Source organism: Rhizobium sp. YTU87027 (assembly GCF_050644135.1).
Lineage (GTDB): Bacteria > Pseudomonadota > Alphaproteobacteria > Rhizobiales > Rhizobiaceae > Rhizobium.
Genome location: NZ_CP098441.1, coordinates 1852994 through 1878524 on the forward strand (window position 1 = coordinate 1852994; position 25531 = coordinate 1878524).

Annotated in this window: 17 protein-coding genes; 9 read left to right on the forward strand and 8 right to left on the reverse strand. The window is 59.2% G+C overall.

Annotated elements, in window-relative coordinates; translation table 11 throughout:
• Nucleotides 1–50: 50 nt before the first annotated feature.
• Both NBG89_RS27815 and NBG89_RS27820 read right to left on the reverse strand, forming a co-directional pair.
• Nucleotides 51–2036 carry a CHASE2 domain-containing protein gene (locus NBG89_RS27815; protein ID WP_431323498.1) on the reverse strand — a complete coding sequence of 662 codons (1986 nt, stop codon included), beginning with the start codon at nt 2034–2036 and terminating at the stop codon, nt 51–53.
• On the reverse strand, nt 2036–5806 hold the full coding sequence (locus tag NBG89_RS27820; RefSeq protein ID WP_431323499.1) for a FecR domain-containing protein: 3771 nt from the start codon (nt 5804–5806) through the stop codon (nt 2036–2038). Before NBG89_RS27820 ends, NBG89_RS27815 begins: the two co-directional genes overlap by 1 nt.
• A 114-nt stretch (nt 5807–5920) precedes the next feature.
• Between NBG89_RS27820 and NBG89_RS27825 the strand changes: the two genes are divergently transcribed.
• The 3 genes from NBG89_RS27825 (at nt 5921) to NBG89_RS27835 (ending at nt 9769) form a co-directional block, all read left to right on the forward strand.
• The gene (locus tag NBG89_RS27825; protein ID WP_431323500.1) at nt 5921–6460 is read left to right on the forward strand and encodes a Pycsar system effector family protein; all 540 of its coding nucleotides are present in this window, start codon (nt 5921–5923) and stop codon (nt 6458–6460) included.
• 421 nt (nt 6461–6881) lie between these two features.
• Nucleotides 6882–8306, forward strand: coding sequence for a phosphomannomutase (locus NBG89_RS27830; RefSeq protein ID WP_431323501.1), 1425 nt, complete (start codon nt 6882–6884; stop codon nt 8304–8306).
• Between the two features lie 35 nt (nt 8307–8341).
• Nucleotides 8342–9769, forward strand: coding sequence for a mannose-1-phosphate guanylyltransferase/mannose-6-phosphate isomerase (locus NBG89_RS27835; RefSeq protein WP_431323502.1), 1428 nt, complete (start codon nt 8342–8344; stop codon nt 9767–9769).
• A 189-nt stretch (nt 9770–9958) separates the two neighbouring features.
• On the opposite strand, the gene NBG89_RS27840 is transcribed toward NBG89_RS27835, so the two are convergent.
• The gene (locus NBG89_RS27840; protein ID WP_431323503.1) at nt 9959–10369 is read right to left on the reverse strand and encodes a hypothetical protein; all 411 of its coding nucleotides are present in this window, start codon (nt 10367–10369) and stop codon (nt 9959–9961) included.
• A 345-nt stretch (nt 10370–10714) separates the two neighbouring features.
• Here NBG89_RS27840 and NBG89_RS27845 point away from each other — a divergent pair, with 345 nt between their 5' ends.
• Together NBG89_RS27845 and NBG89_RS27850 are read left to right on the forward strand one after the other, a co-directional pair.
• Entirely contained in the window at nt 10715–11203 is a 489-nt protein-coding gene (locus NBG89_RS27845) for an eCIS core domain-containing protein (protein ID WP_431323504.1), read from the forward strand.
• A 431-nt stretch (nt 11204–11634) separates the two neighbouring features.
• Nucleotides 11635–12363, forward strand: coding sequence for a 4'-phosphopantetheinyl transferase family protein (locus tag NBG89_RS27850; RefSeq protein ID WP_431323505.1), 729 nt, complete (start codon nt 11635–11637; stop codon nt 12361–12363).
• Here NBG89_RS27850 and NBG89_RS27855 read toward each other — a convergent pair.
• Genes NBG89_RS27855 through NBG89_RS27865 form a run of 3 tightly spaced genes read right to left on the reverse strand, consistent with a single transcriptional unit; the run spans nt 12336 to nt 17909 of the window.
• A complete protein-coding gene (locus tag NBG89_RS27855) occupies nt 12336–13694 on the reverse strand; it encodes a lysine N(6)-hydroxylase/L-ornithine N(5)-oxygenase family protein (RefSeq protein ID WP_431323506.1) in 1359 nt (452 codons plus the stop codon). The two genes, NBG89_RS27850 and NBG89_RS27855, sit on opposite strands and share 28 nt — an antisense overlap.
• Nucleotides 13691–17671: a non-ribosomal peptide synthetase gene (locus NBG89_RS27860; RefSeq protein ID WP_431323507.1), complete on the reverse strand. Its 3981-nt coding sequence runs from the start codon at nt 17669–17671 to the stop codon at nt 13691–13693. The genes NBG89_RS27855 and NBG89_RS27860 overlap by 4 nt, the downstream gene beginning before the upstream one ends.
• A 16-nt stretch (nt 17672–17687) precedes the next feature.
• Nucleotides 17688–17909: an MbtH family protein gene (locus tag NBG89_RS27865; RefSeq protein ID WP_431323508.1), complete on the reverse strand. Its 222-nt coding sequence runs from the start codon at nt 17907–17909 to the stop codon at nt 17688–17690.
• Nucleotides 17910–18104: 195 nt separating this feature from the next.
• Here NBG89_RS27865 and NBG89_RS27870 point away from each other — a divergent pair, with 195 nt between their 5' ends.
• Genes NBG89_RS27870 through NBG89_RS27880 form a run of 3 tightly spaced genes read left to right on the forward strand, consistent with a single transcriptional unit; the run spans nt 18105 to nt 21701 of the window.
• Nucleotides 18105–19094 carry a GNAT family N-acetyltransferase gene (locus NBG89_RS27870; protein WP_431323509.1) on the forward strand — a complete coding sequence of 330 codons (990 nt, stop codon included), beginning with the start codon at nt 18105–18107 and terminating at the stop codon, nt 19092–19094.
• Complete coding sequence (locus NBG89_RS27875) at nt 19091–20503, forward strand: MATE family efflux transporter (RefSeq protein ID WP_431323510.1); 1413 nt, start codon at nt 19091–19093, stop codon at nt 20501–20503. The genes NBG89_RS27870 and NBG89_RS27875 overlap by 4 nt, the downstream gene beginning before the upstream one ends.
• A 10-nt stretch (nt 20504–20513) precedes the next feature.
• Complete coding sequence (locus tag NBG89_RS27880; RefSeq protein WP_431323511.1) at nt 20514–21701, forward strand: PLP-dependent transferase; 1188 nt, start codon at nt 20514–20516, stop codon at nt 21699–21701.
• On the opposite strand, the gene NBG89_RS27885 is transcribed toward NBG89_RS27880, so the two are convergent.
• Nucleotides 21592–22251, reverse strand: a complete 660-nt coding sequence (locus tag NBG89_RS27885) for a sigma-70 family RNA polymerase sigma factor (protein WP_431323512.1) — start codon at nt 22249–22251, stop codon at nt 21592–21594. The two genes, NBG89_RS27880 and NBG89_RS27885, sit on opposite strands and share 110 nt — an antisense overlap.
• Nucleotides 22252–22416: 165 nt before the next feature.
• Between NBG89_RS27885 and NBG89_RS27890 the strand changes: the two genes are divergently transcribed.
• Nucleotides 22417–22905 carry a GNAT family N-acetyltransferase gene (locus NBG89_RS27890; RefSeq protein ID WP_431323513.1) on the forward strand — a complete coding sequence of 163 codons (489 nt, stop codon included), beginning with the start codon at nt 22417–22419 and terminating at the stop codon, nt 22903–22905.
• 545 nt (nt 22906–23450) lie between these two features.
• On the opposite strand, the gene NBG89_RS27895 is transcribed toward NBG89_RS27890, so the two are convergent.
• Nucleotides 23451–25496, reverse strand: coding sequence for an acyltransferase family protein (locus NBG89_RS27895; protein ID WP_431323514.1), 2046 nt, complete (start codon nt 25494–25496; stop codon nt 23451–23453).
• Nucleotides 25497–25531 lie beyond the last annotated feature (35 nt).

The window sequence follows — 25531 nt, forward strand, 5'->3', positions numbered from 1 at the left end:
CTGCGACAAGCCGTTGACAAATTTTGACACCGCAGTGAGCAACCGCGGTACTACTCCTCTGTCGAGCGCGCAAGTTCGCTTCGGACGATTGAGTAATATAGCCGGAGAGATGGTATGGCCGTTGCCAGTCTTTCAAATGCAGTGTCGAGGGGCGTTAATGTTTTCTCGTATTTTTCCACGAGGAACGCAGCGTGCATTTCGAGATCTTCCGGCCGGGCGCTTTCGATGATCGTGAAGACAGGCGACGGTACCGTTCTGCCCTTCACGACAATACGGTCTAGCTCGACCACGGTGTAAGCTCCCCTGACAAGCCGCGCAGTCTCCTCGCCCAGCAGAATAGCGACGCCGTAGTTCTTCGATGCGCCTTCAAGCCGCGAGGCCAGATTGACCGAATCGCCGAGGCACGAATAGTCGAAGCGCCGGTTCGACCCCATGTTGCCGACGACGCATTCACCCGTGTTGATGCCGACGCCCATCTTCAGCACATGCAAGGGTGCGCCGCTTGTTCTGGCTTCCGCTTCAAGCTCCTTGTTCAGCTTTCCAATAGCGGACTGCATTGCAAGCGATGCTTGAACAGCATGGAGCGCGTGCTTGGGATCATCGAGCGGAGCGTTCCAAAATGCCATGATGCAGTCGCCCATGTATTTGTCGATCGTGCCTCCGTGATCCATGACGATATCGGAGAGCGGCGTCAGCAGCCGATTGATCAGGCCGGTCAGCTTTTGCGGATCGTCCTTCATCGTTTCGGCAATCGTCGTAAAGCCGCGGACGTCGGAGAAAAGCACCGACAGTGTGCGTCTTTCGCCGCCGAGCTTCAGCTGCGAAGGATCGTCGGAGAGCTTTTTGACAAGGTCGGGCGAAATGTACTGCGAGAATGCTCGGGTAATGCGTTGCTTGTTCCTGCGTTCCTCTGCAAAGTCGAAAGCCGCTTGTCCGAAGGCGACGGACGCAAAGGCGACGGTCGGACCTAGCGGCGATACGAAAAAATAGCCGAGCCGTAGACCGGCATAGCCAAGCAGCGCGAAAGCGCATATCGCGACAACGGTTGCAATCAGCGTTAGCCAGCCGGTGGATTTCCAAACAGTTGCGGCAGCAAGCGTGGCCGCCAGGAGCACGAAGCCGACAAAAGGCGCGGTACCGGTGCGGGTGATCGACATCCGCTGACGGAGATTGTCATAGATCGTTGCCTGGATCTCGACGCCGGCGGTAAGCTTGTCCGTATGCATCGTGTACGGGGTCGCAAAGGCGTCAGCACCACCCTTGTCGATCTCCGGTGCGTTCTGGAGGCTAAGGCCGACCAGGACAACGCGATTCTTGAACGTGCCTTCGGGAAGGAAGTTCTTCGGGTCGAGTGCCTGATAATAGGAGACCGTCGGATAGCTTCGCGCCGGGCCGAAGGACTGGATCATCGCGCCCTTTGGGATTGGCACCGCGCCGTTGCCGGCTGCTCGCAGCAGCGTGGCGGCAAAACCATCCTCGTAGATCGGGATTGTCCGGAAAACACCATCGCCACCAAGCTCGATCGAGGCAATGCCCGTTCGAGCACCGGCCGCCGTCAGTTGAGGCAGTGGGGTCGCTCGCACGAGCTGGTCGGCTTGCGGCGTCTCGATCAGCGTTTCGTCGCCAGCAAGTACGATGTCCGGGCCGACCGCGGCTGCAATCGCCGCATCGTTTTCCGGCGTTGAAGGCTCCGCCATGATGATGTCGAGGCCGATTGCCCTTGCGCCGGCTGCCCGCAACTGCCGGATCAGCTCTGCATGCAGACTGCGGGGCCACGGCCACTGCGAATTGATTGCCGCAAGTGAAGGCTCGTCGATTGCCACGATCACCGGCCCCTCCTCCGGTGGCGGTAGGGCGTCGACCGTCGACAGATAGTCGAAGGACTTCAGCTCCAGCAGCGGCCAGGCCGGCAGGCGCGAAAGCAGGGAGATCCCGACGAGGGTCATCAGAATGAGGACGAGCAGTCGAAGGCCGCGGTTGCTGAACGGCCAACCGGGGGGCACCGAAGATTGGTCAAGTGTCGGGGCCTTGCTCATCAGAACCGGACTTTGAAGGTGCCCTTGACGGCACGTCCCCAACCGGGGACGCCAGGGCTTATCTCAAAATCCTCGTCGAGCAGGTTGAACGCTGCCACTTCAAGAGCAAAGCGCTTGTCGAACGGCTCCCAGATCATGTTGGCATCTAGCGTCCAAAAGTCATCAATCTCGGTCCCCAGCTCGTCGCCGTCTCGCTTACCGATATAATTGGCTGCGATCGTCGCCTTCACCTTTGCTTCATTGACCCAGGTCAAGGCCACCTGGCCCGAGTTGCGCGGGATGAATGGAAGGGCACCGCCAAAGTTGGCGCTTGTTTCATCCTTGTTTTCCGACTCCATGCGAGCGTAGGTCGCTGAAAGACCGAACCCATTGCCCAGCGCGACGTTTGCCGTGATGCTCGCCCGGTCAATGCTCCCGCGTTCCAGAGGCAGGCTGTCAATCGCTGGCAGCGCCGTCAGCGGTAGCCCGATCGTCATGTCATGCAGTTCCTGGTGCTGGTAGCCCAGGGATGTGAAGAACTTCTCGTTCCACTGGGAATCCCATTGCAGGGCGACGGTATCGACGTAACCCTCGAGCCCGATCGCAACCTGATTGGGCTGCAGCCCGACCATGCCGATCGGGGCCAGTGTCGGCACGCCGGTTTCGACGCTCTGGCGCATGAATGCGGCGCGCAGCCATTGATCCTCGACCGGCGCCCAGGCCACGCCCAGTCGTGGCTCCAGACGGCTGACGTCAATACCATCCCCATCCAGCCGCGTGGCATGGAGAGCATATTCCGCCTGCAGGTCTGGTGTAATCTCATGCAGCAGGTCTACATAAGCACGCGCCAGATTTGTTCTGCTGGACACTTCGTCCGGCCCCGACGTGATATCGGGCACAAAACCCGGGACCAACTCGTAAAGCTCGTTGAAGCTACTGCGATTGGTGTCGATCCATCCTCCCTCGATGCCATATCGCCAGGTCAGGCCGTTGTCGGTGCCCAGACTGTGACTGATGGCTGCGACATAGCTCTTCGACGACAGGCTTTCCCGGTTTTGGCCAAACGGCAATAAGCTGGGTGTCGTCACCCCGAATATGGGTGACTGATCGAATTGGAAGTCGGTCGAGCTCTCCGACTTCACGTCTGAATAAAGAAGTGCGGCGTTCACTATGTTGCGGTAGCCGAACGTGTGGCTCCACCCTAAGCCGCTGTTGAGGTTGTCGAGACTGTTGCTTTGATTGCGATAAAGCGGCAATTCCGCGGGCGCGAGCGGCACCCCGAAGACAGGGAGAAAAAACTCGGCGTTAAGCCGGATCGAAGGCGCAGGATTGAGCGTCAAAGAATTCAGGTCAAAATCGCTTCGGCTCTGGTTGACGAAGGCGACGACGCGATCCTCTGGAGTGGGACTGGCCGTTATGTAGCCGTTGGCATTCAGCAGTTTGGTCTCGGTGGAAAAATTGCCAGAGTCCGCATAGGTTCCTTCAGCTGGTATTTCTTCCCACTCGAAATTGCCGAAGAAGCTGATGGGTATCGTCTCATTGGCAAAGCCCTGGATCTCGGCTTCACCGACGCGTCCAGTATGACTGCCCACGCTGTTTATGCCACCGCCAATAGAGCCTTCTATGAATGGTGTGCGCAGCAACGTGGCCGACCTCGACCGGCCTGACAACATGTGCGGGTCGAGCAGCAGTCCCTGGAAGAGAGAGGAAAAGCTCGTCGCGTTGCTCGTATTTTCGATCACGCTATCCCCGAAGGTGATCGCATTCTTGAACGGGTTGATGCTGCCCTTGAGCGCCTGATCGGCAAAGCCGCTGCCTTCGAACGGATCAAAAGCCGCATCGCCATAATAGCGCCCCCAGGCATCGAGCCCTTGCAGACGAAAGGCGTTGTTGAGCGTGGAACCGGCATCCTGGTTGGCTCCAAGCGCGCTGAAATCCCCCCCTCGGGCGCGCGCGCGCCTTAAAAACTCCTGGGCATTCGCGATCGCTCCATCAGCGTCGTAGTCGTCAATGGCAACCGCGGTTCGAAACGCTGCGATGACCGGATCGTTCTTGTCCAGCCGATCGGCATTTTCGACAGCCTGATTTGAAGCATCCCGTTCGCCTCTTTCATAGTGGCCTGCGGCGAGCATAAGCTGCGCTTGCGAGTAGCTTGGATTGGCCGTCGATGCTGCAAGAAGATCGTCGATCGCCTTTTCTCGTTCACCTGACTGGAGATAGTAGCGTCCGCGTGCAAGAAGTGCCACGTCGAAGGCCGGATCGGCGGCCAATGCCAGGTCGATCTCGCGCTTTGCTTCTTTCATACGTGACTGATCGAGATAAAGCACAGCGAGATTGGCATGGCTGATCGGGTCGTCCGGATCGAGTTCGATTGCCTTCTTGAGTGCTGCCTCGGCTTCGCGGCTTGCACCACGGGCGTCCTGCAACAGACCGAGATCGTTCCAGGCCATCGACGAACCGGGGGCAACTTTGATTGCCTTGTTAAGGTCACTCAATGCGCCGTCGAGATCCCCTTCAACATCCGCACGATAGCGAGCACGAGCCTGGAGCCCATCTGGATCGCCCGGATCTATGGAAAGCGAACGCTCAATCGCTTCCTTCATTTGGACGCGGTCGTTGATCAGCAACGCAAGTTGGGCGCGCAATGCCGGCAGGCTAGAATCCGTTGGAAAGCGCGCTTCTGCTTCCTTCATCGTCTTGATGGCCGCAGGAATATCTTCGAGGAAGCCGGCCGTATAGGCCTTCATCACTGCAGCGTAGGGACCGGTGATGTTGGAGGGTGGCTTTTCCACATGATCGGGATCGCGTAGCGAGCGCGAATAATAGCCTCCGTAAGCAGCAATGCTGCGGCGCTGCGGATCGAGCAACGGCTCAGCGCGCGAAAACAATCTTGCCGCTTCGTCGTAACGTTTCTCAGCACCTGCGATGAGGGCTTCGATCAAATCGGCGCGGGCGCGCTGGCTCGCTGAAAGTTTAAAGGCCCGAGCCCTGGCCAACGACTTAAGTGCCTGCTGGCGCCCATCGAACGACATCTGCACTTCGGCAAGGGTAAGCCAATCTTCCGCAGTCCTTGCTTCCGGCGCCTTGGCTTCGATGCGGCTGCGTTCAGCTCGCATTTTCTGCATCGGTAGTGGCGAGGCGGGCATGAACGTGAAGCCGCTTCTCAGTGTCAGATAAAACAGCATCTGCTCGCGATCGTCTGGGGTAACGATGACAAGCTTGCGCGGTGCCTGGCCAATCGTGGCGACGGCCGCCTCGCCTTGGGCGACTTCGACACTGCCCTGTTCGTTCTTCAGCTCGACGCGCCCCTCGAGCACAATCAGCGACGTCTGATCGCCCTTGACCGTCATGGTCCAGTCCGTCCCGCGAATGGCGGCGGCGGCGGCCGGCGTCTCCACCGTCAGCCCCTGACCGCCGCGCTGCGCGCGCGCCCACATCGTCCCGGATTGCAGATTGAGAACCGTGTCGCCATCGGCAGCCATCTGCTTGACCTGCAGCGCGGAATTGCGGCCCAGGCGAACCTGCGTGTGGTCCGCAAACAAGATCGCCAGCTGACCATTGGCATTGGTGCGCAGTACGTCGCCGCCGAGCAGGTCTTGATGAAGCGCGACGTTCTGCCAGCTGGAAAGATCCACGAAGCGCACTTCTTCGCCCGTCTTGCGGTCAATGACCGAACCTGCAGCCCGGGCCGTGCGCCGAAGCGGCTCCGCCGCGGCTGGATGCGTCAAACAAAACGCAGCCACCGCGATCGCTGTGCCCCCGCACGCGTATCTCGCAAATCTACCCCTCATATGGCAAGGATTTGTCTACCTATACTTGAAAAGTCAAGCGAGATGTCGGAAGGCAGACTTGCTTTGTGTTGCATGTGTAATATCAGGGAAACACTTTGACGCGGGGGATGCGGCGTGAGTGATTTTGAGAATGCCTCGGATTATTTGGTCAGCACACCTTCGACTGATGATGTGAGCTCCGAGTATCTGGACCACATCAAGAAGATAAACGACATATTTTACGACCAGATCAAAATCTCGGATCAGAAGGCCGCCTATATCTTTACTTTCATGCTCGCCTTTTTGGTAACATCCAGCGAGGGACGCGAGGTCTTTACATGGGCACGCTATGCCAAGGGCACGCCACAGGGCATCGTCTTCTCCGGCGCCCTGGCACTGGCGTCAATCGTCTCCATCCTCGCAGCGATTCTGGTGGTTCTGCCGCGCCACGTGAATTCCTCGACGTCCCTGTTCTGGGGAGCTTGGCCCAAGCATCGTGGCCATTTTCGCGAGGCGGCAACGAAACGCGACAAGGGATATCTGTTCGAGCAGTACGTCGAGAATGCCGATATCCTTTCGACCATAGCGCGTGGAAAATATCGCTGTGTGACCTACGCGTTCCGGGCATTGATGGTCACTGTGGTCGCCTATATCCTGCTGCTGGTGAGCACCTGATCACCAGCAGCGTCACGACTGGATCGCTCGACGGTCCTGCGAGGGCGTTGCATTCAAGGCCCATATCCAGCAGCCTCACGTGCCGACGCTCAGTTTGGGCGATATCGTCATCGTTGACGACTTGTGCGCGCGAGGCGGCGCGTTCACCCGTTCAGCGGCGTACGTTATGGAACCCGCTCGAAACGAGCTGAGCGATTGGCGTTGCCTGGTGCGACGGGAGCGCAATCTGTCTTTTGCAAAAAGTCCTCGATGAAGTTGGCTTCCGCCCGGCACCATCGGCCGCCACCGCCCACACGCGCTCCCGGCAAGCCCCTGGGCAGAAGGTGACAGACATCTATTGTTCACTGTGTTTCACTACAAACGCTGAGACGACTGCGTTCAAATCGCTGACGAATTCAAGGCATCCGGGGGCTTATTCAAAATGAAATTCGGAACGAGTGGGCTTCGCGGCCTGTCTGTCGACCTCAAGGGCCGGGCTTCGGCGCTTTATGCTACAGCCTTTGGCCGCTATCTGCTCGATGCTGGGATGGCGCGCCGCGGCGATGTTATCCTGATTGGCCAGGACTTCAGGGATTCCAGTCCGGAGATCGCAGCAAACTGCGCCGATGCGCTTGATGACCTCGGCTTCGACGTCGGCGACTGCGGCGCGGTGCCAACGCCGGCGCTGGCCCTTTACGGCCTTCAAGAAAAGGCCGCCTGCCTGATGGTCACGGGCTCGCACATTCCAGCCGATCGCAATGGCATAAAGTTCTACCGGCCGGACGGCGAGATCGACAAGGCAGACGAAGTTGCGATTACGACCGTGGCAACCGAACTCGATCGTGCCGGCTTTGCGTTCGAGCCTCGCGGGACAAGACCACGGGACGTTTCCGCCGAATGCCTGGCGGTTTTCCGCGAGCGCAATTTCAACCTCCTCCCTGCCGACTGGCTCGTCGGCCTGAAGGTCGGCGTCTACCAGCACAGCACCGTCGCCCGTGACCTGCTGGGGGAGGTCCTTGAGCATTTCGGCGCAACGGTCGTGCCGTTTGGCGGTTCGGAAATGTTCATACCTGTGGACACCGAAGCCGTTTCGGACGAGACGGTTGTCAAACTCGAGGAAGTCGCAAGACAGCATGGCCTTGACGCCGTTGTGTCTGCGGATGGTGATGCCGATCGTCCTTTGGTGGCAGACGAAACCGGCATGCCGTTGCGGGGCGACCTGCTCGGGCTGATCGCTGCAAACTTTCTCGGTGCGCGATCAATCGTCACGCCGGTGACCTCGAATTCCGGCATCGAAGCTGCTGGTCACTTCAGCGTCATGCGCACCCGTGTCGGTTCTCCCTTTGTCATAGCGGGGATGCAGGACACAGTCGCGGCCGGCCAGACCCATGTCGCCGGCTTCGAAGCAAACGGAGGCGTGCTGACCGCCAGCGACTTTACGGTCAATGGCCAGGTGCTGCGCGCCCTGCCGACGCGCGATTGCTTCGTACCCATCCTGGCGGCGCTCGCTCTTGCCGCATCCAGACGCCAACCGCTGTCGACGATCGCCGCGGCGTACCATCTGCCGTTTGCCGCAGCCGACCGTCTTGAGAATTTTCCGGTGGAGACCAGTGCCCGGTTGATGGCCTATCTTCGCGCCGGCCCCGCCAATCTCGCGGTGTTTCTGCAGCCGATCGGTGAGGTCGGCAGCGTCAGCGACATTGACGGGCTTCGTATCACACTGGCGGATCGGCGCATCATTCATTTCCGCCCCTCGGGCAATGCCCCCGAAATGCGCTGCTACGCCGAGGCGGAAAGTGAAGCTGCCGCGGCGACGTTGCTGCGTTCCGGTCTGGAGCGCATCCGCTGGTGGGCACAGGCGAATTGATTGGCGAAGCAAGTAAATATTCAAGGACACTCCAAATGACACAGAAAATCGTTCCCGTGATCATGGCCGGCGGCAAGGGCACTCGCCTCTGGCCTCTGTCGCGTGCCGCAGCGCCGAAGCAGTTCATCCAGTTCATCGGCGATAAGACGCTTTTCCAGGAAACGTTGCTACGCGTGTCCGATCCATCGCTTTACGAGGCACCCGTCGTTCTCACCAACGAGGAGTTCCGTTTTCTCGTCGCCGAGCAGGCACGTGAACTGGATATCGACCTCGCCGCCATCCTGCTCGAGCCGGTTGCCCGCAACACCGCCGCCGCTGTCGCAGCGGCAGCGACGCTCGTGCGCAAGCGCTTTAACGAAGACACGATCATGCATGTGCTCGGCTCCGACTATGAGATCGTTGCCGACGACACCTATTTCGACTGCGTCCGCATCGCAGCCGCCACAGCCGCCCAGGGCAAGCTCGTGACCTTCGGCATCCAGCCGAGCGAACCGGCAACCGGCTACGGCTATATCGAAGGCGGCGAAACATTGGCGACCGGTGCACGGGTTGTGGCGCGCTTCATCGAAAAGCCGCCACTTAGCAATGCGGAAGAGATGCTCGCCGCAGGCGGCTTCTACTGGAACTCCGGCATGTTCATGTTCTCGGTTTCGTGTCTGCTCGATGAGTTGCGCACCCATGCTCCGCAGACGCTCAAGGCCGCCGGAGAGGCCGTTGCAAATGCAAAGACCGATCTCGATTTCACGCGCCTCGACAAGGCGACATTCGCCACAAGCCCGAACATTTCGATCGACTACGCCATCATGGAGAAGACGAGCAACGCCGCCGTCGTCCCCTCGCCCTTCAAATGGTCGGACCTCGGCAGCTGGGATTCCGTCTGGAAGAGCGGCAGCCGCGACGAATATGGCAATGTGGCAGCCGGCAACACGACGGTCGTCAACACCAAGAACTCGCTCATCATGACCCATGGCGTGCATCTCGCCGTCCAGGGCATGGACGACATCGCCGTCATCGCCAGCGAGGACGCCGTCTATGTCGGGCGCCTGCAGGATAGCCAGGACGTCGGAAACCTGGTGAAGATGCTCGCTGCCGCCCCGTCGACATCGCAGCTGACAGAGACACACCCGACGTCCTACCGCCCGTGGGGCGGTTATACATCGGTGCTGAACGGCGACCGCTTCCAAGTCAAGCGCATCTTCGTGACGCCGGGTAAGAAGCTGTCGCTGCAAAAGCACCATCACCGCTCCGAGCACTGGATCGTCGTCAAGGGCACGGCCGAAGTGACGATCGGCGAAAACGTGCAGATGCTCAGGGAAAACGAGTCCGTTTACATCCCGCTCGGCGAAGTCCATCGCCTCGCCAATCCGGGCAAGATCATGCTTGAACTGATCGAAGTCCAGACCGGCTCCTATCTCGGAGAGGACGATATCATCCGCATCGTCGACGAGTTCGGGCGCAGCTGATCACTGTTGTCTTGAACTTATAAACTTCCGCCTGTAACCGATTGCGACGCCGGTTTACGCCGGAATCCATTTATGTCGCCAAGCAGATTGAAATTCAGCGGTTTTGCGCTTTCGTACATCCGGATACGATGCGTTAGGCCCCGTTGAGCGGAGCAACCTTAAGTGGCCGGAGCCACCACGTGGATCCGGTCAATCAGAGACGGTCACGTCAATCCACCGTCCGGACCCTTGGCTACCGTAGATGTCGACGTCGATCCAGACGTTTCCTCGAACGATCATATTTGCGGCGTCTCGCGTCATGGTTCCATTGCGAAGCATGGCTTCGAGCGCCTGCCGATTTGCGGGGTCTGCAAAGAAGGAATCGGATTGATCGTCTCGATCCCTAACCCCAAACTGGTGAAAGTTCGCTCGGTCCTGACGAATGATCTGCCATGGTTGCGTCAGCCGGACACCATTTGAATTAAAAAGATCAGCCTCACCAATATACGCCCGGTAGCTTTCGATCACTCGGTTGGTGTGACTGGCCTTGACGCTCGACTGAGCAAAGGCGGGAGCGGCGACGAACGCAACGACAGAGACTAGCGAAACCAGTTTTTTCATGTGACCCCTCTTTCAGGGGCCTTCTTACCCAGGGTTGAAAAATTGCGCCAGAAGCAAAGGTGCTGATGGTTAATCGGGAAATCCTCAAAAAGATCGTCTCGGTTATATCCCGCCGCGTCAGTCATATTACTTGTTTTTCATATATAGTGTGACAGTCCTGAGAGGCTGGCCATGCAATCTCCGTTCGTTCCTCGACATGTCCTTTCGACTTTCGTTGTCGTGGTGACCGTAACAGCGACTTCATATGTCTATCCTTGCAGCCGTCCAGCCGGGTCCGGCCAGGCCAAGAATCTTAGTCGTTTTCAGCCGCGATCAGAGGTCCATCTCCAGAAACCCTCAAGCGCGGTGGCAGACGCCATCTACGATATCGCTCGTGCGCTGAATGAACTTCAGGCCACCACTCTCACTGGTCCAATCCTCGAAAGCGTTCTGGTTCAAAGTCGAAACGTCGCAAAAAATGGGGCAATGCCGATCCCACCAGATATCCGAAAGCAGCTGACCGGTTATTCGAGCAAAGATTCGATGAACCGCGTCCGATACCGCATTGGTGACGTGGGCTCGCCGAATCTTGCCATTCTCCTGGAACGTGGAGGATACGCGGATGCTGTCACGCTGGTCGATGTTATCGTGTTTCGCGACGCCATTGCGGCCGCGACAGTCTCCTTGTGGGCTCATGAACTGGTCCACGTCGACCAATTTCAAGAATGGGGTGTGCATGGATTCGCGATCCGATATGCCGAGAACTGGCAAGCCGTGGAGAGCCCTGCCTACGCCAAAGGTGAGGGCATTGCTCATTGCGCGTGCTGCAGGCAAGCACCAGTCAGACCGAAGTGAGGCCACTCTGCGCGCAGGACCGCCCTCGTGAGAGACGGTCTTCCCAGGTAAACGGAAACGCTCAACCAGTTCTGGCTTGCGGGCTGCGTTTGCAAGAGGCAGCGCTCTTGCCGGTTACGGCGGTAACGGATTGGCTATCAGCATAGCCGGCGCCAAGAACACGTCGTTGCCGGTGCGCGAATCCAATTCCGTAATTTGAACACCTATCCGGCTCTAGCCAACTCCTTCGAACGTGACGCTGACACCCCGGTCGCGGAGATAAGATCTGTTCGGCGGCAAGATCTCTGGAACCCGAAGCGCAAACATGCCACAAGCGGCATGCTATCGCCCATTGACCTCGAAACTGCAGAAAACGTCATTCAACGACGTTCGCGAGACCAGGGGCTTTCTTTCTCCAGCACGTCAACGTTCATTCTCAGAGATGCCTTGCGATGTTTCAGAAAGATATAGCCCGCCCACGGATTGAAGTGGTGCTATGGTCGTACTCAGACGACCTTCATGCCTGCGAACGCTGGATGCGGTCACTCTCTGCCGATGAGCTTCAGAGAGCGGCAGCCTATCGGTTCGAGCGGGACCGAAACATGTTCATCGCCGGGCGATACCTTCTCAAACGGCTGCTTAGTGCGCAGGTCGGAATGAAGCCCGAAGATCTAAGGCTGTTGCCAGGTGCCTTCGGCAAACTCCATGTGCGGTCGCCGGTCGACCTGCAGTTCAGCCTCGCCAACGCAGACGGCCTCGTGGCCGCCGCCATGGCTGTGGGTGCGGGCTGCGCCTCGGTGGGGATTGACTGCGAGCGTACGGACGATGAAATCGAAGATGCCGCCTTGCATAGCTATTGCACGGTCGATGAACGCCGCTGGCTCGATCAGATGCCTCCAGATGACCGTTTGCGCGCAGCAATGACGCTCTGGACGCTCAAGGAGAGCCATCTCAAGGCACTCGGCACGGGTCTCAGCGAGGATCCGCGCAACGTTGTCGTCACATGGAACGGCAACGCTTGGCCGATTGTCGTGCATGATGGTAGTGAGGATCCCGATTGGCACCATTACGTCATCGACAGCGACAGCCAGCACGTCGTGGCGCTGGCTGTCCGTTCGTTGTCCGGACCGCCTGACATCGCGGTGCGCAGGTTTCAGGACGATAGCGCGCTTTCCAAATAGCCGATGCGCACGTCGTGGGACGGGCCCTGGGACAATTCCGACATCCAGACGAGCTGCGCATTGTCCGGTTCCGCATCGAAGTGCCGGCGCTCAAGCAGCGTGTTGATGATGTTTGCGCTGCGCCAGGCGATCAGGCTCAACTGCGAGTCTGCGATGCCATGAGAATATCGCCCGGCATTCTGGGCAAAGATTCTGTTGGCCCTGGGGCCAGCCCATTGCACCGAGTAGTCGTCATTGAGGAGAGGATATCCGTTTCGGTCGAGGGCAATTCTGTCGGGCAAGGACGCAAGCGCATCCGGCAAGCGGAAGCGATAACCCGTTGCCAAAATGACGGTGTCCGCATGCAGAACCTCGATCCCTCCGTCGAACTGGTTGCGAACGATCAGCCGATAGGCCTTGCCGTTCCTTTCCATCTGTACGACATCACGGTTTGGCGCCAGGTTCGCGTTGAGTGCGCTTTGCTCAAGATAGCGCAAGGCATAAAGGCGACGGTAGATCGAATGGATCGTCGAGATCGACAGGCCGTCACTGGTCAGGATCGAGTGTTTCAGGGCCGCCTGCTTCTGCTCTCCGCTGAGTTTCAGATAGGCTTGAACATATTCGGGCGAAAACACCTGGTTTGAAAACGGCGTGTCGTTGATCGGCTCGAAATTGTGCCGCCGGCTGATCCATGTCAGCTCCGAAATCTGACCGGGCTCTGAAAGCAACGCCTCCACCACCTCGCCACCGCTCTGCCCGCCGCCGACCACGATGACACGCGATGCGTCAAGCTCGCCCAAACGCCATTTGGCCTCACTGTTGTGAAAGCAATCGGCGCCAAGGAACGGCTTTGCCCAGTCCGGCACGAAAGGTGACGTGCCCGTTCCGATCGCAAGATTTCGCGCCTCCTCGTGCCCGGTGTCGAAATGCAGGACAAAACGGTCGGCACGATGCTCGACCTCGCGGACCTCCGATCCGAACCTCAGGCCGTCGACACCCTTCGCGACCCAGGCAAGATATCGTGCGAACTCCTGACGCGGAACGGCATCGTAATTTGCGTTCAAGAAAGCATAGAGTCTCTTGTGAGCAACCAGATAGGAGATGAAGGACCAACGGCTCGTCGGCAGCACCGGTGTGACGAGATCCTTCAGGAAGGAGGACTGCAGTTCGACGCCAGGCATCATCATGCCAGGGTGCCAGTCGAAGGTTGTATGCCGTTCAAAGAAACGACCGTGGATCGCCGGCACTGCCTCCAGCAGGCAGGCAAGGCTGAGATTCGACGGACCGATTCCGATACCGGCGATGTCGAGTGGCTCATTGGCGCTGTCCTTGCGCGTGAAAGCAACAGTCATGAAAAGTCCTTCTCTGTTTCCTTGAGGCGCTGGGCAAGCCTTGAATGGAAAGCGGCCGATCCGATCATGTGCAGATGGTTCGTGCCGGTGATGATCTCGGCGGCGTGAGCGCGCCGCGACAGTCGCCGCCAATCAATCAGGTTAAGGCCACGGTTGAGGCTGTCGTCCGCAGCCCATGGATAGATCGGCACATCGTGGGCGACGAGCCGGTGCTTGCGGAAGACAAGTGCGTTGTCGATGAGGACCCAGAAGGTATGCTCACGGCTGCTGATATCGGGCCCATCGGTCGGAAGCGGATCCTTCTCGTCGCCGACGAAGCGCAGGAACTGCTCGTAGGTCGCCGCATCCATGGTCGCAAGCAATCGGTCCCACTCGGGACGCATCGCCGTTCGGTGAAGCCATCGTTCAACTTGCCGGTGGAGCTCGTCGCGTTCACCGCTTTTGAATTTCGGGGTTGCGCCAACCGCAAACTCCGTCCCGAGATCGCAGACATCGACCATCGCGATCATCCTGAGGTCGACGTCTTGACGAAGAGCGCGCGCTGCCTCGTAGGCGAGCAAGCCGCCCCACGACCAGCCGAGGAAGTAGCATGGCTGGTCTTTGCTATGGCGTCGGACATGGTCGACGTAGCTTTCGATGATGTCCTCGATCGGGGAGCCGACCTGCTTCTTTTCCGAAAGGGAATGGCAGATGAAGCCGGTCGCCGGCTGATCGGCGCCGAGATAGTCGACGAGTTTCACATATTCGCGCGTGCTCACTAAAAGGCCCGGGAAGCAATAAAGCCTCGGCCTGGTACCGGCTGCACGCAAAACGATGACCTCCGACAGATCCCGCTCCGTCCCCTTTTCCATAATGGCGGCAAGCGAACGCACGGTCGGGTTGTTGAAGATATCGGCAACCGTCAGCGGCGTGCCGGTAAAGCGCTGCCGCATCAGCGCAAGGATGCGGATTGCTCCAAGCGAATTGCCACCGATTGCAAAGAAGTTGTCCTCGACGCTGATCGCTTCCAGCTTGAGAACCTGCCGCCAGACGTCGCGCACCTCCTCCTCCAACGAGGTCGCCGGCTCGACGATTGTTCGTTTGGCGGGCTCAGGCGCCGGAAGTGCAAACCGATCGAGCTTGCTGTTCGGATTGGTCGGCATTTTTTCGAGCTCGACGACGGCAGAAGGCACCATATAGGCGGGCAAGCTGCGCTCAAGGCCGCTGCGCACCTGTTCGACATCGACTGTTTCGCCCTTCTTTGCGACGACGTAACCGACGAGCGCCTTGTCGCCGCCGGCCTGATCCTCGCGCAAGACCACCAAGGCCTCTCCGACACCTGGCTGCTGGAGCAGAGAGGCCTCGATCTCCCCGAGCTCGATGCGATATCCGCGAAGCTTGACCTGGTGATCGACGCGGCCGACGAACTCGACAGTCCCGTCCTCGCGCCAGCGCGTCAGGTCGCCTGAGCGATAAAGGCGCCCACCATCCTTCGCGAAGGGATCGGGGATGAAGCGATCGGCGGTCGTCTCTGGCTTGCCGAGGTAGCCGCGCGCAACGCCCTCCCCACCGATATAGAGCTCTCCGGTGACGCCGATCGGGCAGGGGTTGAGGTCGGTATCAAGCACATAGACGCGCCGCAGGCCGACCGCTCGGCCAAGCGGAGCATAAACACCCTCGAATGTCGTGCCGGCTTTGACCTTCCAGACCATCGGGGTCATGATGGTTTCGGTCGGCCCGTAGCCGTTGATCAGCCACTCGGATTTCAAGGCACGAGACAAAAGGTCGAAGGTGGATTGGGCAAGCCCTTCGCCGCCGAAGGAGTAAAGGCGCATGGGGGGAGCGCCATCGGTGATGTCGGCCCACTCTGCAAGCTGTTGAAGATAGGTTGTCGGAATACTTGCATTGTTGGCGCCGTGCTTGCGCATCGCCGTCAGCGTCTCTTCCGGTGTCCATAGTGGCTGATCGGGTAGAATGATGCTCCCGCCTTCGATCAGCGGGTTCATCCATCGCTCGTGCCCGCCGTCCGAGCTGAACGGCAGGAACGGAAGCTCTCTGGAAGCGGAACTCATGCCATAGACACGCGACGTGTTCTGCAGATGATGCGTCAGCGGACCATGTTCGACGGCGACCCCCTTGGGCAGTCCCGTCGAGCCGGATGTGTACATCACGTAGGCGAGCTGGTCCTTGTGGATCGGGACATCAAGTGGTGTATCGGGCTCGTCGTCGAGCGCCGTCTTGTCGAGTTCGAGCACCACGGCGTTGAGCTCCTCGGGCAATCGATGACGAAGCCAGCTGTGGGTCAGGACGATCTTCACGCCACCGTCGCGCAAGATGTGGTGATTGCGCACCGGCGGATGGTCCGGCTCGACCGGGATATAGGCGCCACCAGCCTTCAACGTGGCAAGGATCCCGACCATCGCTTCTGGGGAGCGCTTGACGAAGATTGCCACCGTGACTTCGGCTCGCACGCCAAGCCGTCGAAGTCGGTGCGCCAGACGGTTGGTGTTGGATTCGAGCCAACCATGGCTGAATTCCTCGTCGCCGTAGACGATGGCCGTCTTTTCGGGTGTCTGGCGCGAATGGGCCGCAATCAGTTCGTGGACTGGCCTGTCGTCATTGATGACGTCATCCTCGTAAGGCGCCGACAGTTCGTCGAGTTCGTCTTCTTTCACGAGTTCGATGTCTTTGATGCGGATATCGGGCCGCTTGACAATCTGCTCAAGAACAAGCCTGAAATGGCCGGCGATCCGGCCAATCAGCCGACCGTCGTAGAGATTTTCCGCATAGTCTATGAGCGCCGCTGCCGGCCCAGCCTTTTTCGCCTCCAGCACCAGTGAGAACTCGCTGTCGGCGCGTCCGGCAAGCGGCTCGATGCGCAAAGCCCGCATGGGAACCGATTGTGGCTTGCGCAATTCAAACAGCGTCTTGACGACCGCCTCCTGGGCGGCTGCTTCGTCCGTGACGAGTTCCTGCGTCAGGCGCTCCAGGGGGATAAGCGCCTCCAAACCTTGATCGATCTGAGATGAGAGCGCTGCGACGACCTCGTCGATGGCATTTCGTGACGCAAGCAAGGGCGCCAACGGCAAGACCTGCTCCGCCCGGCCGGATCGCGCAAGATACTGCCGCTCACCTCTCGCGACCAGAAGCCCGATGAGCATGTTGTAGTTGCCGCTGTAGCGTCCGAGAACCACGCAAAAGGCTGACAGAAGCAAGCATTCCAGCGTGCAACCCCTTGCGCGCGCATGCTCTTGGATTGCAGCCCAGAGATCGGCTTCGATCGCAAAGCGGTGCTGGCCCCGCGCCACCCCCGCAAGACCGCCACTATTGAAGCGCGTCGGAAAGGTCGATGCGGCATAATCAGTGCCGATTATCCCCTTCCAGTGCGAAAAGGCTGCCTTTGCCGGCTCACTTTCCAGCCATTGTTCCTCACGCAGGCCGGCGCCAAAATCCTCGGGGATCGCATTTCCAGGATCCTCGCCGTTGGCAAGGCGCGCCAGCGCATTTGCAAGAGCGACCTTTTCTGCCTCATCGCAGATGATCGGATGAACGACAATCGTCACAAGCGCATGGCCATCGGCAAGAGGCACGATCTGGCAACGCGCGGCAGGCCCGTCCAAAAGATCGAAGCGCTTGGCGCAAAACGCTGCTGCAGCGGCAAGGCCTTCGGCCTCGGACGTGCGCTCGGCGCGCTCCACGGCGACCCCCGAAGCGCCTCGATACTGCTCGATGCGGCCGCCCGCAAGGCGGCGAAAGCGTGTGGCAAGCCATGGGTTGCGCTCAATCAGGGTCCGGCAAACCTCATGAACGAACTCGACGTCGGCCTCGGGCGTGAACTTCAGCGATACGACCTGATCGGGAAAGACGGTGCGATTGCCGATTTGCTCGAGCGACCAGATGCGTCTTTGCGCAATTGTCAGCGGGAAGGCGTTTGCTATTGCCTCTTCGACGATTTCGGTGGGAAGGGCGTCGGTGAGGCGGGTGATCTGCGTGTTCATGGCTGGTGCTCCCCGATTATTGCAGTCGCTGGTCACTGTCCATGGCCAGACGAAGCGACAGTGGCCGCGGATCCGTCCAGACCGTACCAATATGCTGAAGGCATTCCAGGCGTGACCCCGAAAATCCGGCCTCGATCCAGCCGAGCGGAACAGGTCTGTCCTGCGGCCAGACCGAGTAGCGACGCTCGGCGTCGAAGACGACGATCCAAGGATCGCCATCTGGCTTTAAATTCTCCATTCGAAGCTCCTGCCGTGAAGATGGTCCTGCGCCAAATGACGGATCGGCCCTGCCGCGGTTTAGGAAATCGATGAGAATTTTTTTCTTCCGTCCCTCCTAAATTTGCCGCGAGGCGGATCGTCATTCCAGCAAATCGGCACATTGGCGCGTTTCGTGCTCATTCGCGGCAAATGGCTGTTTCTCAAGGAGAACGTGATGGATTTCGATGCCGTTAAGCAAAGGTGCGCTATTTGCTCCCGCAGCTACCGCCGCCATGGCCCCAATATCCTGTATCTGGAGACTGCGTCCGGGCATCATGAAGCCACCGTCGAGGTTAAGGCCGGTGTCGCATCCCTGACCTTCTACCACGGCAATCCGGTGCCGTCGGCTGAGCTCCTGATGGCTGCCGCCGAAGCCGTGACTGCCGAAGATCCTTCGATCAAGGCGGTGGTTTGCGAGCAGCAGAAGGTAACGCTCGAAACCCATGGTCTTGGCGATGGCGGAAGGCTTGAACCTATAATCCTGTGGCAGTGGCCCTCGCTGTGGCTGCCGCAACTGACCTATCCGCTGCCGCCCGTTCAGGAGCTGACGGCCGGTCGCTATCATCCGCGCCGTCCGAGAAAGCCGACAGGCACGGTCTATCGGCGGTTCATTCCCTGGCTTGAACGCGATGTCTCCTTCAGGGTTGCCGACCCCAACACCGATCTTGCCTGCTTCCACCGATGGATGAACGACGAGCAGGTGAACACGATCTGGGAGGATGCCGGACCGATCGACAAGCATCGTGACATCCTTCAGGCGAGGATCGCGGATCCGCATGTGCTGCCACTGATCGGAAGCTTCGGCGATACTCCCTTCGGATATTTCGAGGTCTATTGGGCCAAGGAGGACCGGCTTGGGCCATTTTATGACGCTGACGACTATGATCGCGGATGGCATGTCGCAATCGGCGAGCCGGATTATCGCGGCAAGAAATGGATCAGTGCGTGGCTTCCGTCCCTGATGCACTTCATCTTCCTCGACGATCCACGCACCAGGCGGATCGTCGGCGAACCGCGAGCAAGCCACGAACAGCAGATCCGCAATCTCGACCGCTCCGGCTTTTCCAAGATCAAGCACTTCGATTTTCCCCACAAGCGCGCGCTTCTCGTAATGCTCAGCCGGGAGCGCTTCTTCGGTGACCATCTCTGGGTGCCGGCCGCATGAACGACATGAGCGGCAGCTTCGCCAAGCGGCGCATTGCGCCGGAAGATCTCGCCAGTCCGCAGCTTCTCAGGCTGGTCTTTCGTCTCGGCGTGCCGGCAATGCTCGGTCTGTCGATCAATGCCGCGCATCATACGATCAACATGATCTTCGTCGGCATGATCGGGGAACATGAAATCGCCGCCATCATGATCGTGCTGCCAATCCTGATGGCCGTCGCCGCCTTCGGCGAAGGCATCGGCGTCGGTGTCGCGACCGAGGTCGGGCGGGCGCTTGGGGCAAAAGATCGGGCCCGCGCGAACGTTGCCGCCTCCATCAGCCTGGTTTTCGGCGTCCTGTTTGGCGTCATTTGCGCGGTCACGCTGATCGCTTTTCCCACTCAGCTGCTCGCCCTGTTCGGCGCCACCCCGGCGCTTTTGCCGCTGGCGCAAGGCTATCTGATGATCATTGCGCTCACGGTGCCCCTGACGATGGCACAGATCATTTTCGATTTCCTGGCGATTGCCGAGGGCAACGCCCGCTTCAGCATGTGGACGCTGATTGCCTGCTTCGCGTTGAACATCATCCTCGATCCACTGATGATCTTCGGATTGGGGCTTGGACTGCAAGGGGTCGCGATCGCGACCATCCTGTCGCAGATTACGGCGCTTGGCATCTATGGCGTCTACCATGCGAAGAAGCTTGGGACGCTGCGCCTTTCACTTGGCCGGCGCATGCAATCGGCAGGCGCGCTTTGGTCCGTCCTTGCTGTTGGCGCGCCAACGACGATGGCAAGCCTTGTCACGTCCGGCGCAATCGCTACGTTGCTGACGCTGGCCGGCAGCTATCGCGGGGAAGATGGGATCGCCGGGATCGGTATTGCCCTGCGGCTTTTGGCCGTCGCGACGCTCCCCGTCATCGGCATCTCGCTTGGCGCACAAGCCATCTTGAGCTTTGCCTGGGGCCGCAAAGACATGGCCCGCATGGTTTCGGCGGCACGCATTCTCGCGGTGGTGACGAGCGCCTTCAGTATCGGTTGCGGGCTTGCCATGCTCGGTTTTCGTCATGATCTGGCACGTCTCTTTGCCGACAGTCCGGAGGTACTGGCCATTGCCGGGCAAGCGATCGTCGCAACGCAATTTCCCTTCCTGCTGTTCGGGATGCGGCAGACACTGCTCGTTCTTTACCAGGCCCAGGCAAGGCCTAGAGCCGCCCTTGCGCTCGGCCTGGCGCAGAACGGATATGTTCTTTTTCCCCTGCTCGCGGTCTTGCCCAGCGCCTTTGGCTTTGCCGGATTGCTTTGTGCAATCTTCGCAGCATCTGCGCTGACGGGCCTTCTGTCGGCCTGGCTCCTGGTCGTGGCTTTGCTCAGACTGAAGGCAGGACCAGCAGGCAAGCATCTCTTTCGTCCCCATAAAAGCTTTTGCCCCTGAGAGGATCACCATGAACCAATCGATCAGCCCACGCGATCTTGCTGCCTACACAGTATCCGACGATCTCTTTTCTCCTGTCGATCCGGCCGCCTTCAACGCGGTCTCGCCGCCAATTTTTCAGACGTCGCTCTTCACCTATGACAGTTACGAGGAAATGGAGGAGGTCTTTGCAGGCCGTGCCAGACGGTTCATCTACTCGCGTGGTGACAACCCCACGGTTCGCGAGTTCGAGCTGCTGGTCGCCCGCCTCGAAGGCGCCGAGGACGGCCGCGCATTTTCGAGCGGGACGGCGGCGATCACATCGACGATCCTCAGCCTTGTGGAGGCAGGTGACCGCGTCGTTGCCGTCCGTCACCTCTATAACGACGTCTACCGGCTGCTGGTCAAGATGCTCGCGAGGTTGGGCGTTGCCGTCGATTTTGTCGATCCATCCGACCATGACGAGGTGCGCAAGGCGGTTGCCGGCGCCAAGCTGCTCTATCTGGAAAATCCGACCTCCTTCGTATTCGAGTTACAGGACATTGCCGCGCTGTCGGCCATGGCCAAGGAAGCCGGTGTGACGACCATGATCGACAATTCCTGGGCCACGCCACTCTTCCAGAAGCCGATTGAGCATGGCGTCGACATCGTCATTCATGCCGCCTCGAAGTATCTCGGCGGTCACAGCGATACGGTCGCTGGTGTCGTTGTCGGAAGCAAGGAGGCCATCGCCCGGATCAATGCCACCTCCTACCCCTATGTCGGCGCCAAACTCTCGCCATTCGAGGCCTGGCTCCTGTTGCGCGGAATGCGCACGTTGCGCGTCCGCCTGAAGGAACATGAGCGCAGCGGTCTTCTGCTTGCCGAGCGTCTGAAGGCGCATCCTGCGATCGCGCGCGTTCGTCACCCTGCATTCCAGGACCATCCCGGACGGGCAAGCCTGTCTGGCTATGCCGGGCTTTTTGCCTTCGATCTCAATCCCGACATCGACGTGGCGCGCTTCGTGAACGGATTGCGTGACATTCGTCTCGGCGTCAGCTGGGGGGGACCTGAGACGTTGGTGGTCCCAGCCAGAGTTGCCCTCCAGATCCCCGACCGGATGACATCCTTCATCCGGTTCGGCGTGAGCGAACAAACGATCCGTTTCGCTGTTGGCCTGGAGGAGCCGGAACTGCTGTGGAACGATTTGCAACAGGCGTTCGAGGTTGCGAGGCGCTAGCTGCTTTACCGACCGGTCGATCGGGGCGGACGGGCGGCTCGGCAATCGCCAGTTGGCAATGCTCGTCCGCCGCCTTGATCATGAAGTTGACAAGGGTTCTGGAGACACCAAGCTCGGCCGCGATATCCTTCTGCGGCACGCCGTTCAGGCGGTGGCGGACGAAGGCATCGTTGGTTCGCTTCGGCAGCATCTCGAGGGAAGCAAGAACATTGCGCAGGGTCTCGGCGGCAACCAGCTGGTCGAGCACCGTAGGCACGGCGGCGGTGATCTCCTGCGCCTGCTCGATCGACCTGTGGTTGCGCACCTCTTGGCGTTGTCTTCGGCTCTCGTCGAGAGCGAGATTATAGACCATCCGGAATGCATAGCCGATCGGGCAGCGAATGCCGTCGGCCGTTAGGCCGTAGGCTTTGACGACACCGTCCTGAAATATATCCTCGGCATATGACTTTGATTTAACAATACGTTCAATCGTCTTAAGAAGCTGCCCCTTGTTTTCGATCATGGCGATGACGACAGCATTTCCATTCACGTCACGATGCGATGCTCGCATGGTCCTGCACCCTTTTTGACAAGTGGAAAATCAGGCTCAGTGGTTGTCGGTTCTTCTGTTTTCGCGATCCGTTGTCGACTGGAATACACGATTTGATTGCAGTGTGTATTTTAAGATGATAACAAGAGTCAAGTTTAAATCGGCGGAATTCAAGGGAGAGGAACGATGGGACGAATCGTGGAGATCATCGACGGCAAGGGCGAACTTTGCCGATCGATCATGGGAGCGCTGCCAGGCTGGTTCGAGAGCGCCGACGTCATCGAGGCAAGCGCTGAGACGATCGAGCATTTACCCGTATTCGGCTATATCGAGCGGGATGTCACAGCCGCCATCATGGCGCTGAAGCCACACCTGCCAGGCGCCGTCGAGATTGCGCTGATTGCGACCCGACCTGAGCACCACGGGAAGGGCGCCGGGCGAAGCCTCCTTGAGGAAGCCGAGCGGTTCTGCCGCAAGGCTGGCGCACGGTTGCTGACGGTCAAGACGCTCGCCCCGCGCGGCCGCGAGGAGCCCCAGTTCGAGGCGACACGACGATTTTATGATCGCAACGGTTTTGTGCGAGCGGAAGTGTTTCCGACGCTGTGGCATGAAGACCATCCATGCCTGTTTCTGGTCAAGCCCGTTTGCGAGCCGACAGCCCGGTCCACAATTTGAAAAATTGCTCTGTCATGCCAGCGTGGCGATGACCCGCATAGATTTGCAATTAATCAACGGATCCGGACTTTGATACCTTCCCGTGCCCAGTGTCTAAAGCCGTTGGCCAAAAATCGGTGCTGAATTTTCCGATTAGCGCTGTCATTGATGACGAGTGAGTCATACGTGTGAACCGATACTCCATTATCGTGAACTGGCGTGTCGTTTATCAGGGAGGTTTTCTGCGCTCTTGTCTCCTTCGCTCTTGTGATGCTTCTTGCGGGTGCCTATCGCAGTGCGCGACGACTTCGTCAGGGCAAATGGGTCGCAATCTTTGTGAATCGCTTCCGGTTTGGTCGATTTGCGCCCTGTTCATCACGGCCGTTGCCTTGGGAAGATGGATGTATGTTCCGTCAGATCTTCTTGCAGCTCGCTGAATTGAAATACCGAGACACAGCGTGCGATGATCTAAGGCGGGCAACGGAATAGCGGCATGTAGGACTTCAGTCTGACGTGGTCCCGAAGCCGTCGGCTGACTGGTCGAAGTCATCAGCGGCCGATCCCTGCTACTGTGACGACTGGTGAACCTCCGAAAGCAAGGGTTGGTAGAGTGCACCCAAGCTTCTTGCGAACGTCGCGGTGATATGGTCCGCATCCTTGTAGAGCGGCAGGCCGTTTCGCATGGCGTCGCAACGGCCGTCCCCGCAGATCGCCGGAAGAGGATCAACAATCGAAGCGCCATACTTCGCCGCGAGACGGGTCAGGATCGCATGCGAAAGCGCTTGGCGCTTTTCGATATAATCCAAGGGCGGCGCAAGCTCGGTGGAGGTACCTCTGATCATCGCCTTCGCGACTGCCTCGGGCATGTAGTGTCCCATCTCGGGCACATCCGAGACCAGCACGACCCTGGTGCCGAGCTTCGTCAACTCCGCCATCAAGCCGTCGAGTGAATTCACAACCGATGCGGAGCGATCTTCCAATGGAGGCGGCACCGAGGCATCGAAATACGGTCCCTCGTTCGGCATTTCGCTATCGTGGACATATTTGGGCCAGTAGGCGACTAGGAAGACCAGTGGAATTCGACGCGATGCAATCAGATCACGTACTGCCTCGTTGAAGCGGCCACAATGTTCGGTGTTGCCGCGCGGCGTGAGTTGTACCCCCGGCAGGGGCGGACAGGATGCGTGTCCGGCAAACAGCCCTTGTATGCCGACCTCTGCAGCTGCGTCATCTATCGCCGGAGCCATCGCACCGGAGTGGGAATCGCCCCATACGAGGAACGAGGGTTTGCTCGCGCCTTCGACGCCAAGTGTGCAAAGCTTGCCTGCGCGAATGTCTGCCGCAGGCGGCCCGTCGGAATCAGCCTCAGCAAAGCACGGAGCCGCGCTGAAGCGGCTTTCATCGTAGGTAGCCGCGTAGACCATTTGCACTTCTGTCGGCAACCGACCCGGCAAGCCTTTATGGTGAGCGACGTAGTCGCCGAACGTAATGACAGCGATCACGACCACCGCCGCCCCACCAAACAGCGGCGTCCGCGTAACAAGGCTGGCGCGGCCGCGAAAGGGTTGCTCGATGAATCGCCATGAGACGGCGGCGATGATGACAGACGCCAGGACGACCAGGCTCCCCTGTAGCAGTGTCAGCTCTCGTCCCGTTGCCTCCCGGCTGAATACGATGATCGGCCAGTGCCATAGGTAGAGGGAATATGAGATGAGCCCTGCGAAGACCATCGGTCCGGATCGAAGGATCCTGCTCGCCGGTCCCCATTCGTCCCGCGCGTGGATCACCAGCGCGGCGCCAAGACAAGGTAGGAGAGCTGCGGGACCGGGAAACAGCGTCCTGTCACTAAAGGCGAAGATCGCCACGGCGATCATGAGGACGCCAGCAAAAGCCACACCAGCCCGTACCTTCGGCTGGTGTGGCCTTGGTATCGCGTTGAAGGCCAGCAAGGCCCCAAGGAGAAGTTCCCAGGCACGAAACTGCAGCAAATAGAACGTTGCCACCTGGGATTGGAACACCATCCATGTACTGGCAGCGAAGGAGACGACCAGCAATCCTGCCAGGACGAGTACAACGTACCGTCGTGCAAATCGGTCGATCGCCAGCAGTAGCAAGGGAAACAGAATGTAGAACTGCTCTTCGACAGCGAGCGACCAGGTGTGCAGCAGGGGCTTCATCTGCGTACCGATGTCGAAGTAGCCGCTTTCGTTCTCGAACCGAATATTCGATGTGAACAGAGCGGCCGCCTTCAGACTGTGTGCAAAATACGCAAGTTCGGAGGGCATCAGCAGGACCCATGCCGCAATCGAAGACGCCGCAAGGACGGCGAACAGTGCCGGAAAGATTCTCCGGATGCGACGTTCGTAGAAGCGCACTAAACTGAAGCTGCCTCCAGCGATTTCCCCGGTTATCAGTGAGGCCATGAGGAAGCCGGAAATGACGAAGAAGACGTCCACGCCGACAAAGCCGCCGCTGAAACCAGGGATGCCCACATGATAGAAAACAACTGGGAGGATCGCCAACGCGCGCAATCCGTCGATATCTGCGCGATAGGAAATTCCGCCTCGTGTAATCGCCACCGAATGCGCCGGACGTTCCAGGACAAGGTTCAAAGGCTATTCTCCGAATCCGATTTACCCCACAGCGT

Excerpts from the sequence above, each read along its gene's own strand:
- NBG89_RS27815 (WP_431323498.1), bottom strand. The coding sequence starts at position 2,036 with ATGAGCAAGGCCCCGACACTTGACCAATCTTCGGTGCCCCCCGGTTGG.
- NBG89_RS27820 (WP_431323499.1), bottom strand. The coding sequence starts at position 5,806 with ATGAGGGGTAGATTTGCGAGATACGCGTGCGGGGGCACAGCGATCGCG.
- NBG89_RS27830 (WP_431323501.1), top strand. The coding sequence starts at position 6,882 with ATGAAATTCGGAACGAGTGGGCTTCGCGGCCTGTCTGTCGACCTCAAG.
- NBG89_RS27835 (WP_431323502.1), top strand. The coding sequence starts at position 8,342 with ATGACACAGAAAATCGTTCCCGTGATCATGGCCGGCGGCAAGGGCACT.
- NBG89_RS27840 (WP_431323503.1), bottom strand. The coding sequence starts at position 10,369 with ATGAAAAAACTGGTTTCGCTAGTCTCTGTCGTTGCGTTCGTCGCCGCT.
- NBG89_RS27850 (WP_431323505.1), top strand. The coding sequence starts at position 11,635 with ATGTTTCAGAAAGATATAGCCCGCCCACGGATTGAAGTGGTGCTATGG.
- NBG89_RS27855 (WP_431323506.1), bottom strand. The coding sequence starts at position 13,694 with ATGACTGTTGCTTTCACGCGCAAGGACAGCGCCAATGAGCCACTCGAC.
- NBG89_RS27860 (WP_431323507.1), bottom strand. The coding sequence starts at position 17,671 with ATGAACACGCAGATCACCCGCCTCACCGACGCCCTTCCCACCGAAATC.
- NBG89_RS27865 (WP_431323508.1), bottom strand. The coding sequence starts at position 17,909 with ATGGAGAATTTAAAGCCAGATGGCGATCCTTGGATCGTCGTCTTCGAC.
- NBG89_RS27870 (WP_431323509.1), top strand. The coding sequence starts at position 18,105 with ATGGATTTCGATGCCGTTAAGCAAAGGTGCGCTATTTGCTCCCGCAGC.
- NBG89_RS27875 (WP_431323510.1), top strand. The coding sequence starts at position 19,091 with ATGAACGACATGAGCGGCAGCTTCGCCAAGCGGCGCATTGCGCCGGAA.
- NBG89_RS27880 (WP_431323511.1), top strand. The coding sequence starts at position 20,514 with ATGAACCAATCGATCAGCCCACGCGATCTTGCTGCCTACACAGTATCC.
- NBG89_RS27885 (WP_431323512.1), bottom strand. The coding sequence starts at position 22,251 with ATGCGAGCATCGCATCGTGACGTGAATGGAAATGCTGTCGTCATCGCC.
- NBG89_RS27890 (WP_431323513.1), top strand. The coding sequence starts at position 22,417 with ATGGGACGAATCGTGGAGATCATCGACGGCAAGGGCGAACTTTGCCGA.